Below are 11,914 nucleotides of genomic sequence, written 5' to 3'. Positions count from 1 at the left end.
TGGTAGGGTGGTTATTGGAGAGAATAAGAAAGCATCTCCCGCTATGCTCGATTTATCTTAAGCATCCCGGTAAAGGCGAGACGTGCGCCGAAGGCGGCTGCCACTCAAATCCTCCTGTATGTGCCGGACTTCGCGGGGCTACAGCTCTCGCACTCGTAGCAACGACGATTTCGGGCAGTGCCCTGGGCAGGAGCGCTCGGCATACTGTGCGCCAACCTCAATATGCGTCCTCGAGGCGCGCAACGACAGCGCCGGCGATATCGGCTAAACTGCCTTGATAGAGCAGTTCGCTTTGAGCGGCGGCCCTTCAGGATCGACGACAGAAGGGGATCCGCATGTCGGCAATCGCATCTCTGTTTCAGGAAGCCGCTCGGCTTGCGGCCGCGTTCCGGCAAGCAGCGCCCGCCCGCCATGTGCCCACTCACGACTACGCCGCCTCCCTCGCCGCTTTCGACGAGCCGCTGTCGGCCGCCGGTTCCGATATGCTCGATGTCATCCGGCAGCTCTCGGATGGCGCCGAGCCCGGCCTGCACGCGACGACCGGCCCGCGTTTTTTCGGCTGGGTCATCGGCGGCTCGCATCCGGTCGGTGTCGCGGCTGATTTCCTTACCAGCGCCTGGGGCCAGAATGCCGGAAATCATACTGTCGCTCCGGCCGCGGCCGCCGTCGAGACCGTTGCTGCAAGATGGCTTCTCGATCTCCTGAAGCTGCCGGCCGAAAGCTCGGTCGGCTTCGTGACGGGCGCGACCGTGGCGAACTTCACCTGCCTTGCCGCCGCACGCGGCGAGGTGCTGCGCCAAGTCGGCTGGGATGCCGATGCCAATGGCCTGTTCGGCGGGCCCGAGATCACCGTGCTGATCGGCGACGACGCCCACACGACGGTGTTCTCGGCGCTGCAATTCCTGGGCCTCGGCCACGATCGCGTGCTGCGCGTGCGCACAGATCCAGTGGGGCGGATCGACCTGGCCGCGCTGACAGGCACGCTCGATACGGTCTCCGGTCCCGTCATCGCCATTCTCCAGGCCGGGCAGATCAATACCGGCGCCTTCGACGACTTCGCCGCCATCATCCCCCTCTTGAAAGCGAAAGGCGCCTGGGTGCACGTTGACAGTGCTTTCGGCCTCTGGGCGCAGGCGTCAGTGAAGACCAGCCATCTCAGCCGCGGCATCGAAGCGGCCGACAGCTGGGCGACCGACGGCCATAAATGGCTGCAGACGCCCTATGATTGCGGCTATGCGATCGTCCGCAACGAGCTCGCCCATCGCCGCGCCATGACGATCGCCGCAAGCTATCTGCCGCTCGCCGGCGAAGGCGAACGCGATCCCTCCCATTACGTGCCGGAGCTTTCGAGGCGCGCGCGCGGCTTCGCCACCTGGGCGATGCTGAAACATCTCGGCCGCGAGGGTGTGGCCGCCCTCATCGACCAGTGCTGCGCCTCGGCGCGGCTGGCAGCCGATCTGCTTGCTCGCGAGCCCGGCATCGCCATTCTAAACGAGGTGACGCTGAACCAGCTCGTCATCCGCTTCGGAGCCGACCTGCCCTCCGAAGAAGGCGACGCCCTGACCCGAAAGACGATCGAAAGGATCCAGGCCGACGGCATGATCTTCGCCGGCGGCGCCAAATGGCGCGGCCGCGACGTGTTGCGCCTCTCCGTCACCAATTTCCAAACGACATCGGATCATGCAGAACTGGCGGTGGAGAGCATCATCACCGCGTTCAGGAGTGTCAGCGGCAATTCCTATCCGCGCTAACCTGCAATTGCGTCCGTCGCCAATCCATTGCCTTGCAGAGTCTGGCCCCTGGCACGGCGCGGCGACACAAGCCGCACCCTCTCTCCCACCTCATCCTTGCTGAGGTGCCCGCAGGGCCTCGAAGGACGAGGTCGGCCACCGGCCACGCGCGCGCACTCGGCCTGCAAGCCGGCATCATCGTCGCACTGCGACGACCGAACTGGCGCGATACCTGGACAATTGCACCCGGTTGGATTGATTGCCTCCGAACAGGTAGACGTACTGTCGGCGCTGGTCGATGTGATCGAACAGGCTGACATGGAAGCGTCGGCCGCTTCGGATCACCACCACGTCTCCCCGCCTGGCTGAGCGGAAGAAGACCGGCCTGCCGAAATTTTTCCAGGATATCGCCATATTGGGATTGGGCGGCGGCTGCCGGAAAGATCGCTTGGCGACAAAGGCCAGGAACGCCCCGCACCACGAAACCCTGCGGGGATTGATGCTGAGGAAGGAAATGGAGCGTTCGTGCATGCTCTTGTACTTGGATGCCGTGCCCAGCATGTCCGCCTCACAGGGCACGGCAAGCACCGTGAGGACGATGACGAGAATAACTTTCATAGTTACCCACCATTGTTTGTATAATGTTGAAATTCAGAAATGTGGCAAAGAATAAATCAGGAGCGGCAACGTAGGTGCCAATTATGGCGTGATTTAGAAACAACTAATACTGGCATTTTGGCGGCAAGAATTTGTCCGAAACGAGACCGAAAATCACCCAGTGCAAGCCATCGATCTCGGATGGACACGACCATCGCAAACCCGGCAGAACGCATATTTTGCAGGCAAGTTGGCTAGACATCCGCTATCCGAACGAGGTTCATTCAGAGGCGACGCACCGCACCCCGCAAGTGCTTGAGCGCCAAGATCATTCGCCAGGGAGTTGACGATAGTGTGCGATTTTGGTTGTCACCTATACGAGCTACATTCAAGATAACTATGAATAATACTTTAGATGCGCCAAGTAATACAGTGCACATGGCTCCAATCACCCAGCAAAAGCCGGTAATCACCCCTGCCGGCTACGGACATGAATGCCCCAGGACAACCGACAGCCGCCGCGCGTGTTAACCGTATGGTTGCACCGGTTTGGGCGTCCTGACTGCTCACAAAAAAATCGCACGCCACATCAATTTACTTGCCGTTCTGCAATGCGGCATATGTTTGTGTTCAAGGCCAGGTGGCATGAGCGGGGAACCATGACGTCGACACATGCAGACAGAACGGGTGAAGGTACCGGCCGAAAGGGCTTCGTCGGGTTGGTCGTCGGCGCGATCGGCGTCGTATATGGCGATATCGGCACCAGCCCGCTCTATGCCCTTCGTGAGGCGCTGAGGCCCTTTGCCGCCGATGGCGTCCACGAGGCCGAGGTCGTCGGCCTCATTTCGCTGATGGTCTGGACGCTGACGATCATTGTGACCTTCAAATATGTGCTCTTCCTTCTCAGAGCGGACAATGATGGCGAAGGCGGCACGCTTTCGCTTCTCGCCCTGCTGATGAAGAAGATGGGGCGAAACGTGCCGGTGCTCTTTTTCGCCGGGCTGATTGGAGCGGCTCTGTTCATCGGCGATGCGATGATCACGCCTGCTCTGTCGGTCATGTCGGCGCTCGAAGGCCTGAAGCTCGTCACACCGGCCTTTGCCGAATACGTGCCGCTTGCCTCGGCCGCGATCATGATCGTTCTGTTTGGCGTCCAGTCGCGGGGAACGGCTGCCGTCTCGATGTTTTTCGGGCCGATTACGGTGTTGTGGTTTCTGGCCATGGCGGCGGGCGGTCTGATCCATATCGGTGACGACTGGACAATCCTGGAGGCGCTCAATCCGATCAATGCATTCCTGTTCCTCACCCATGCCGGCACCGTCGGCCTCATCGTGCTCGGTGCCGTCTTTCTGACCGTCACCGGCTGCGAAGCGCTCTATGCCGATCTCGGGCATTTCGGCCGCCGCCCGATCCAGACGGCATGGTTCGTGCTCGTATTTCCGGCATTGCTCCTCAACTATCTTGGCCAAGGCGCGCTGGTTCTCGCCCATCCCGAAACGGCGGCCAATCCGTTCTTTCTAATGTATCCCGATTGGGCCTTGCTGCCGGTGGTTCTGCTTGCGACGATGGCGACGATCATCGCCAGCCAGGCTGTCATCACCGGCGCATTTTCACTGGCCCGCTCGGCGGTTCACCTCGGCTTCCTGCCGCGGTTGCGGATCAAGTTCACATCGGAGACCAACACCGGCCAGATCTACGTGCCGAGCGTCAATCTTCTCCTGCTGATCGGCGTCTTGATGCTGATCTTTTCCTTCCGCGACTCCGAGTCGCTGGCGACGGCCTACGGCATCTCGGTGACCGGAACCATGGTCATCTCGACCATGCTGGTCTTCCAGTTCCTCCGGGCCGTCTGGGGCTACTCCCTCGTGCTCGCCGCCGTCGTGCTGCTGCCGCTCTTCCTCATCGAAGTCCTGTTCCTGGCAGCCAACCTCTTGAAAATCTACGATGGCGGCTGGGTTCCGGTCGCCCTTGCGCTGGCGATCATGATCCTGATGTGGACGTGGACCCGAGGGCAGGCCTATCTGAAGCGGCTGCGTGCCAACAACGAGATCCCGCTCGATTCCTTCATAAGGTCGATCGAACGAAAGTCGGACCATTCGCCGGTCACCGTTCCGGGAACGGCGATTTTCCTGACCAGCGTTCCGGATCGGACGCCGAATGTTCTGCTCCACAATCTCAAGCACAACCACGTGCTCCACCAACAGAACGTCATCCTGAGCGTCTGGACCGAAGACGAACCTTATGTTCCGGACAGCCGCCGCATTAAGATCAGCCAGCTCTCGCCGCGCTTTGTGCGGCTTGATCTCACCTTCGGCTTCATGGACGACCCCGATGTCACCCGAGCGCTCGCCCTCTGCCGGGAGGGAGGGTTCAAGTTCGAGATCATGAAGACCTCCTTCTATCTCGGCCGCCGGAACCTCGTCAGGACGCCGAACACCGGACTGCCCGGCTGGCAGGAGCGCATATTCATGGCGCTGGAAGGCTTGGCGATCGATCCCTCCGACTATTTCAACCTGCCCTCGAACCGTGTCGTCGAGCTCGGTGAACAGGTTGCCATCTAGAGCGTGGCAGCGAAGAGAGCTCCGACAGTTGGCCCGCTTCGCGAGCTCCACGCGTGAGACACTGAACGTCAGGCCTTGGCCGAGATCGCGCTCAGCTCCTCGAGATCGAGATCGCGTTCCAGCTCGTCCAGCGTCTCGTCATCGATGTCGCCGGCGCGGTGGAGACGAATGAGTTCCCGTCGCCCTGTCGCAACCGCTTCGAGAACGACGTCAAAATGAGCATGGAGCAGCGGCACGTAATGCTCGGTTCTCTCGGCGTAGTCGACGATGGCTGTCGCCCTGCGCTGATAGCGCTCCAGCAATTGAGGGTGGATGAGCTTTCCCTCTGCGTCATATGCCAGGTTTTGGACGATCCCGAGCTGCACCTGTGCCATGGCGGCTTCGGCCTGGCTCATTGTCAGGCGCGCTCTTTCCGTCTCCGGCGCCAGCCGCGCCCAAGCAATCACCCGCCCCAATGTCGTGCCCTGCACCAGCACGGTTCCGAGAATGCCGGCGAAGGACGTGGCGAGGATGAAGTCACGGCCCGGGAAATCCTCGGGCAGGCTCAGCGCCAAAGCGAGCGTGACCACCCCGCGCACGCCTGCCCAGCTCAGAACGGTCGCCCCGCCTGCTCCGAGCGGCCGGGCACGCGTGAACCCGAGCGCTGCACACGACCTGATGACGAGATCGGAGGCGAAGACCCAGGCGAAACGCGCGACCACGAGTGTCACGAGGATCGCCAGCATCGGCAGTCCCATCGTCGCGATCACAGTGTTAAAGCCGCCGCCGCGTTCGACGACATCCCGGAGCGACAGCCCGATCAGTGTGAAGACCGCCGCCTCCATAAGGAAGATCATCACCGTCCAGAACGAGGTGCCTCGCATGCGCGTCGCCGCTGAAAATACAGTGTGCTGGTGCCAGGAAGCGATCAGGCCCGTGGTAACGGTGGCGATGACGCCGGAAACATGCAGCAGTTCGCCAAACAGATAGGAAATCCAGCCGAGCAACACGGTGGCGGCGATGATAAGATAGTCGTCGCCGAGATGCCGGATAAGTTTGACCCACGCCGCTCCGATCACGATGCCGACGATGGCGCCGCCGAGCGCCAGCACGAAGAAGTTACCAACCGCCTCCCCCGCGCTGAAGGCTCCCGTTGCGGCGGCGGCAACGGCAAAACGGAAGAGAACCAAGCCGCTCGCATCGTTGAGCAGGCTCTCGCCTTCCAGCAGAATCTGAAGGCGCCTTGGCAATCTTACGCGCTCCAGCACGGCGCGCGCTGAAACCGCGTCCGGCGGCGCAACGATCGCGCCCAATGCCGCGCAGGCGGCCCAGGGAAGTGATGGAAAGATAAGATGGACGACAACAGCCACGACGGCGCAGGTGAAGAGTACCGCGCCGACGGCAAGCGAGGCGATCCCGATCATATGGCGCCGCAGCCGCGACAACGCAATTGACCAGGCGCCATCCATCAGCAGCGGCGGCAGGAAGATGACCAGCACCAGCTCGGGATCGACTGATATCGCCGGCAGCCCCGGCACAAAGGCCAGCAAAGCGCCCCCGGTCAGCAGCGCGACGGACGGCGGCAGTCCGAGCCTGTGGGCAGCATAGTGCAGCGCGATGATCGCCAGAAACATCGCGATAACAAGCTCGAATAAGTGGGTTGGTTCCATGTGCCCTGCCCTGGCTCAGCAACGAATGTCGGATGCCTGCTCCAAAGAGTTACAGCGACGTTGCGCATCTGAAAAGACGCGCCGCGCTGTAAAGGTTGCAAGATCGGAAATGGCTGTTTTGGTCCAGATGCGGCCGAAGATAATTTCCGCCTCTGCCATCAGCGGCCGACCAAGGAGGATATCTGGCAAGCCTATAAGACGCAGCGGGAGCTCGTTGATGGCAAGATTGGAGACTTCGGCCCAGGTTGCCATCAATCATTGTCTGGATTTAATTGGAACTTCCTGCGCATCCTCCTTACACGCTGCGTCTTCAAGAAAGGAAGACATATGAAAAGGCGAACCCTCGTGCTTGGAGGTGCGACTATTGTCGCTTCAACCGTGGCTGCGGCAGCCATCTGGCCACGGCGGCATATCACCGTTGCCGCCAGGACATTCGACTGGAAGGGAACGGATTTCCTGAGCGGCGGCACAAAGTCGGTCGCATTGGAAAAGTTGCCTGCGCCGCTCTTCCGCAGCCGTCCGAATTGCATCGTGACCACCGCCCAGACCCTTGGCCCCTGCCATGTCAACAATATTCCGGCCCGTCAGGACGTCTCGGAAGGAAAGGCGGGGCTGCCGTTGCGGCTGGCCGTGCGCATCGTCCATGCCGCCGATTGCCGCCCGGTCGAAAATGCCGATATCGAGATCTGGCATACCGATCATCGCGGCGTCTATTCCGGCCGCGAGGCGGCCGACATGTGTACGCTCGGCGACGCCGAGGCGGTCGGCGGGCTCGCCTTTCGCGGGCGCCAACTGACGGATGCTGAGGGGCAGGCAAGCTTCCTGACGGCCTATCCCGGATGGTACAAGGGCCGCACGCCGCATGTTCACTGCCGCATCCTGGTCGAAGGCAAGGAGCTTCTCGTCAGCCAAATCTATTTCGACGATACGCTGAGCGACATCATTTATGGCGAACATCCGGACTATCTTGGACGCCCTCCCCGCGATACCCGCACTGAAGCCGACGGCCTTATCCCAGAGGATGCCGCCGATCACATGTTCGATTTCGAGAAGCTCGACGGCGGCGTGCTTTCCGCCACCATCACGATCGGCCTCTCCTCCTGAGCGGACAACCCAGGGAGAAAGCCGCCAATCGCCAGCGGTTGACCAAGTGCCTTTCCAATTCTGGCGCGCAATGCCGGGCTCAGCGGAAGACACGCGGCGCTAATCTAATTCCGCATCCGGCATGAAACCAGATGCAGCATTCCTTCGTACTAACTCTCGACAGCAGAATACAGGCAGCGAGGGTCGATGGCATGGTCAGGAATGAAGGTGTAGCACACATCACCCGGCAGGTCGCCGAACAGGGGCTGGCCAGGCTGATGATGAGGCTGCCCGCGACGAGGGCAACGATCCGAGCGGCCGCGGCGAGCCAGCCCCATCTTTACGAACTGTGCGGAGCCTATGGCGAGGCCTGCGCCGTCCTCGATCGCATGCGCAAGGATATGTCGGCCGATCCGGCGATCATTACCGAATACGAGATCATCTGCGCGGAAATCGAAATCGACGTCACCGGGATCCTGCTCGGCGACAGATGAGTTTGCCGCCGGCATCCCCCGTCACGTCAGCACGCCATCCACATGGATGGAAATGCTCAGCGTATCCGTGTCGAAATGATGCGCGACCCCATCGGAGATCTTATAGAGGAAAGTCTCGCTCACGTTTCCGCTAAGCCCGGCAAGCTTCGTCGTGTCGAGCGTGTAGCTATAGTCGCCGTGATCGTCGACATGGATGCTGCCGTATTGGCCGGTCAGCGTCAGGCCATCCTTGCCGACGACCTCGCCCCCGAAGCGGCGAAGCAGCAGGGTCCCATTGGCCGAGCTGTCGTTTTCAAGGAGATTGCCATGATGGGCGCCATCCGTGTCGGCTGAGATTTTCAGGCTGTCATGGGTTGCGACAATCGCCGGGGCCGCGTCCACGTGCGTCGTATCTGCCGCAGTGAGACTATCGTGAGCGAAAAGCGTCGCCTGGGCCTCGTCGAGCGTCGTGTTGTTGCTGACCGGAAAGGTGTTCGCCGCGATGATTGCCGGCGATATGCTGTAGGGCGTAACGTCGCTTGCGATGACATTATCGTGGAAGGCGCCGGATGCAGGTCTGTCGACCTTCAGCGCTGCCTGCGACAGGTCGTCGAAGACGTTGTTATGGATATCGATATCTTCACGAATATAACTGGTGGTGCCGGCAGCGCTGACCGCCACGCCCCATACGCCGTCATGGATATAATTGCCCGAGATATCATAATCCCGCGTATCGCCCTGGTCGCCGAGACCGATGGCGTAGGACCAGCTGTAACCGCCATATCCTGAAATGTCGTTGTCATGGATGGCAATATTCGTGCCCGCCTGAGCGCTCACCCCGAAGCCGCCGCCAACCAGCGTGTTATCCTCGATTAGGGCATTCACAGGCCTGATGAGCGCCAGCACGCCCTTTGTGCTGATGGCACCCGTCTGGTCGAGAACATTGCCGCTGATCAGGATGTTGCTGCTGTCGTTCATCTGCACGGCGTCTGCCGCAGTTCCATGGGCGTTGGTGACGGTATTGTTGATGAGGGTGACGCCGTTGATCTTCTCGATCCAGATGCCGTCGCCGTTCACGTCGTTGATCGTGCTGTTTTCGATGGTGATGTTCGAGCCGGTTCGGAAGGTGACGGAACCGGCCTTGCCTGCCAAGCCGGTGTGATCGACCTCGACATTGCGCACCGTCCAGTTCGAAACACTGCCGCCATAGATGGCTGCACCGCCGGTATCCGAAATCTTGATGTTCTCGATGACGATATTGGAGGCATAGAGGCTGTGAATGCCGTCGCCGGGACTGTGGATGACGGGCGCATCGCCGACCCCGTAGCTGCCGATGGTGATCGGGGCGCTGACGGTGCCGGAATATTTGAGGTCGAGCTGGTCGTTGTACACGCTACCGGCAGCGAGCAGCACACTGTCGCCGGGCTGTAGCTTCAGATTTTCCACCGCCCAGAAGGACGCAAAAGGCGTGTCCTCGCTCGTTCCGCTGTTGCTATTGGCCCCTGTTGCCGAGTTCACATAATAGACTGTCATATCGCCTTGTTCTCGCATTGTCGCGCAGCCCTCTGGATGAGCGGCGACGAGTGGATCGGATGCGGTCGGGGCGAAAGGTTGGAGGGCCTTCTATGCCATACGGCGATAGACAGGCCTTTGGCCTGCCTTGCTCCCGAGAAGCCTGGCGGTGGCTGCATCCTCAATAATACAACTTAAACGTAAACAATATATAAAATAACGACCGAAAGGTGAATGAACGGTAACCTACCTTTTATTGACGGTCAGGCGAGGTACCCAGCAGACCAGTTCTCTTCGGTGGTCGCCCTCGTCCTCGGAGCCCAGGCCCCATCAGGATGAGGCCGAAGAGAAGGTGTGGCTTACCAATCGGTGCACCATTTAGAAGGCACACCGGTCAGCTCTCATGCTTGAGGCACGTAGCCAGCGGGGCGAAGCTTCGAAGGACGAGGGCGGGGTGGCTGAGCGCCCCTAACTCCATCTGAAATATTCGATAGCACTGGGGGTGGCCGCCCTCGCCCTGCGAGGCCCCTTCGGGGCACGTCAGGGTGAGGGCGGCGAAAGGCCGTCCCCTACCCTCAGCTCAGCAAGCCATCCGTATGGATGAAGACAGTCAGCGTATCCGCGTCGCTATGATGCGAGGTTCCATCGTCGACACCATAACTGAAGGACTCGCTCACATGTCCGCTATGGTCGGGGAGCTTCGTGTCATCGAGCGTGTAGGCATAGTTGCCCTCTCTGTCCACGTGGATGGAACCATAGTCCCCGGTCAGAGTCAGTCCGTGCTTGCCCACGCTTTCGTCTCCGAAGCGGCGAAGCACCAGGGTGCCGTTGTCCGAACTGTCGTTTTCGAGAAGATTGCCATGATGGGCGGCGCCCGTATCGGTCAGGATCTTCAGGTTATCATGAACAGCGGCAATCGCCGGATCCGCGGCCGCGTCCGTCACTGCGGCAGCCTTGGTATTCGTGCTTGCAAGCGCCGTCTCGACATTTGCGACCGTATGGTTGTTACTGACGGAAAAGGTGTGCGCGTCAACGACGGCGGGCGACAGGCTGGTGGCATTGACCCCGCTCTCGATGGTATTGTTGTAGAACGTGCCCGATGCCGGCCGGTCTACTTTCAGCGCTGACTGCGTGAGGTCGTCGAAGACATTGTCGTGGACCTTGATATTCGTGAGGGTATAGCTGGTGCCGATGGCGCCGCTGACGGCCACTCCCCAGGCGCCGTCGTGAATATGGTTGCCCGATATGTCGTAATCTCGCGCACTACCCTGATCGCCGAGACCAACGGCGAAAGACCAGCTGTAACCGTGAAATCCGGATATGTCGTTGTCGCGGATGGCGACATTCTTGCCCGCGGGCGCACTGATGCCGAAGCCACCCCCGGTGAGCGTATTATTCTCGACCACCGCATCCGTGGCCCGCACCAGCGCGATCACCCCCTTCGGGCTGCTGGCATCAGTCTGGTCGAGATGATTGCCCTTGATCAGAATATTGCTGCTGTCGTTGACCTGCACGGCATCGGCCGTCGAGCCATTGGCGCTGGTGACGGTATTGTTGAGAAGTTTGACGCCGCTGACTTTTTCGATCCAGAAGCCGTCGCCTTTGACATCCGATATCTTGCTGTCTTCGATCGTGACGTTCTTGCTGTTCCTGAAGGTGACGGCACCGGCGTTTTCCGACATTCCCGACTTGGCGATCTCGACATTGCGGACCGTCCAGTTCGTGACATCGCCGCCATAAATGGCCGCACCGCCCGTGTTCGATATCTTAAGGTTCTCGATGACAATGTTCGACGCATAAAGACTGTGGATACCGTCACCGCCGCTATGGATGACAGGTGCGTCCCCCGTCCCGTAACTGCCGATCTTGATCGGCGCGCTCGCGCTGCCGGAATTTTTGATATCGAACTGCTCGTTGAACACGCTGCCCTTGGCGAGAAGCACGCTGTCGCCGGCTTTCAGCGTCAAAGATTCCACTTTGGATAAAGTCGCAAAAGCTGATTTCTCGCTCGTTCCGCTGTTCTGATTGGAGCCGATTGCTGAATTCACATAATAGGTTGTCATATCGCCGTGTTGCCTTGTTGGTCGGATCGCTATGAGCCGCGAGAATCGAATCGGTATCGGTCGATCCGACGCAGCGGGGGCAACCGGCCACGGCAAGAAGGCGACAAGATGTTGTCAATGCGGCAGCGAGAAGGTTCGCGGGCCTTCTTCCACAGGCAAACACCCCAGTCGACTAAGATATTGGAAAGATGCAACTTATCCGAAAAATATCCGGCGCGGTAATTGCATGAACCGACGGCGTCGCAC

The 11,914-nt window shown here is 60.2% G+C and carries 9 protein-coding genes; 4 read left to right on the top strand and 5 right to left on the bottom strand.

All coding sequences use genetic code 11. The features are described from left to right. Window positions 1–335 precede the first annotated feature (335 nt). Entirely contained in the window at window positions 336–1,751 is a 1,416-nt protein-coding gene (locus HJB89_RS12870; RefSeq protein ID WP_207580915.1) for an aspartate aminotransferase family protein, read from the top strand. Window positions 1,752–1,925: 174 nt separating this feature from the next. Here HJB89_RS12870 and HJB89_RS12865 read toward each other — a convergent pair whose 3' ends face one another. After that, the gene (locus HJB89_RS12865) at window positions 1,926–2,348 is read right to left on the bottom strand and encodes a TIGR02594 family protein (RefSeq protein ID WP_207580916.1); all 423 of its coding nucleotides are present in this window, start codon (window positions 2,346–2,348) and stop codon (window positions 1,926–1,928) included. A 638-nt stretch (window positions 2,349–2,986) separates the two neighbouring features. Between HJB89_RS12865 and HJB89_RS12860 the strand changes: the two genes are divergently transcribed. Beyond that, window positions 2,987–4,888, top strand: a complete 1,902-nt coding sequence (locus HJB89_RS12860; protein WP_221116770.1) for a potassium transporter Kup — start codon at window positions 2,987–2,989, stop codon at window positions 4,886–4,888. Between the two features lie 68 nt (window positions 4,889–4,956). Here the strand turns inward: HJB89_RS12860 and HJB89_RS12855 are convergent, their stop codons facing one another. Both HJB89_RS12855 and HJB89_RS12850 read right to left on the bottom strand, forming a co-directional pair. Continuing rightward, complete coding sequence (locus tag HJB89_RS12855) at window positions 4,957–6,537, bottom strand: Na+/H+ antiporter (RefSeq protein WP_221149984.1); 1,581 nt, start codon at window positions 6,535–6,537, stop codon at window positions 4,957–4,959. 15 nt (window positions 6,538–6,552) lie between these two features. After that, window positions 6,553–6,789 carry a hypothetical protein gene (locus tag HJB89_RS12850; protein WP_207580918.1) on the bottom strand — a complete coding sequence of 79 codons (237 nt, stop codon included), beginning with the start codon at window positions 6,787–6,789 and terminating at the stop codon, window positions 6,553–6,555. A gap of 75 nt (window positions 6,790–6,864) precedes the next feature. Here HJB89_RS12850 and HJB89_RS12845 point away from each other — a divergent pair, with 75 nt between their 5' ends. Both HJB89_RS12845 and HJB89_RS12840 read left to right on the top strand, forming a co-directional pair. Further along, window positions 6,865–7,641 carry a protocatechuate 3,4-dioxygenase gene (locus tag HJB89_RS12845; protein WP_207580919.1) on the top strand — a complete coding sequence of 259 codons (777 nt, stop codon included), beginning with the start codon at window positions 6,865–6,867 and terminating at the stop codon, window positions 7,639–7,641. A 191-nt stretch (window positions 7,642–7,832) separates the two neighbouring features. Further along, window positions 7,833–8,114 (top strand): nodulation protein, encoded by a 282-nt coding sequence (locus tag HJB89_RS12840; protein WP_221150015.1) that lies wholly within the window; start codon window positions 7,833–7,835, stop codon window positions 8,112–8,114. A gap of 21 nt (window positions 8,115–8,135) precedes the next feature. Here the strand turns inward: HJB89_RS12840 and HJB89_RS12835 are convergent, their stop codons facing one another. Together HJB89_RS12835 and HJB89_RS12830 are read right to left on the bottom strand one after the other, a co-directional pair. Then, a complete protein-coding gene (locus tag HJB89_RS12835) occupies window positions 8,136–9,626 on the bottom strand; it encodes a right-handed parallel beta-helix repeat-containing protein (protein WP_207580920.1) in 1,491 nt (496 codons plus the stop codon). Window positions 9,627–10,180: 554 nt separating this feature from the next. Next, on the bottom strand, window positions 10,181–11,668 hold the full coding sequence (locus HJB89_RS12830) for a right-handed parallel beta-helix repeat-containing protein (protein ID WP_207580921.1): 1,488 nt from the start codon (window positions 11,666–11,668) through the stop codon (window positions 10,181–10,183). Between the last annotated feature and the right edge of the window lie 246 nt (window positions 11,669–11,914).

This window comes from Rhizobium sp. NZLR8, from assembly GCF_019685025.1.
Classification (GTDB): domain Bacteria; phylum Pseudomonadota; class Alphaproteobacteria; order Rhizobiales; family Rhizobiaceae; genus Rhizobium.
The sequence above is the reverse complement of the archived record's forward strand: the minus strand, read 5'-3'. Positions and strand labels throughout refer to the sequence as shown.

Excerpts from the sequence above, each read along its gene's own strand:
- HJB89_RS12855 (WP_221149984.1), bottom strand. The coding sequence starts at position 6,537 with ATGGAACCAACCCACTTATTCGAGCTTGTTATCGCGATGTTTCTGGCG.
- HJB89_RS12830 (WP_207580921.1), bottom strand. The coding sequence starts at position 11,668 with ATGACAACCTATTATGTGAATTCAGCAATCGGCTCCAATCAGAACAGC.
- HJB89_RS12865 (WP_207580916.1), bottom strand. The coding sequence starts at position 2,348 with ATGAAAGTTATTCTCGTCATCGTCCTCACGGTGCTTGCCGTGCCCTGT.
- HJB89_RS12870 (WP_207580915.1), top strand. The coding sequence starts at position 336 with ATGTCGGCAATCGCATCTCTGTTTCAGGAAGCCGCTCGGCTTGCGGCC.
- HJB89_RS12850 (WP_207580918.1), bottom strand. The coding sequence starts at position 6,789 with ATGGCAACCTGGGCCGAAGTCTCCAATCTTGCCATCAACGAGCTCCCG.
- HJB89_RS12845 (WP_207580919.1), top strand. The coding sequence starts at position 6,865 with ATGAAAAGGCGAACCCTCGTGCTTGGAGGTGCGACTATTGTCGCTTCA.
- HJB89_RS12840 (WP_221150015.1), top strand. The coding sequence starts at position 7,833 with ATGGTCAGGAATGAAGGTGTAGCACACATCACCCGGCAGGTCGCCGAA.
- HJB89_RS12860 (WP_221116770.1), top strand. The coding sequence starts at position 2,987 with ATGACGTCGACACATGCAGACAGAACGGGTGAAGGTACCGGCCGAAAG.
- HJB89_RS12835 (WP_207580920.1), bottom strand. The coding sequence starts at position 9,626 with ATGACAGTCTATTATGTGAACTCGGCAACAGGGGCCAATAGCAACAGC.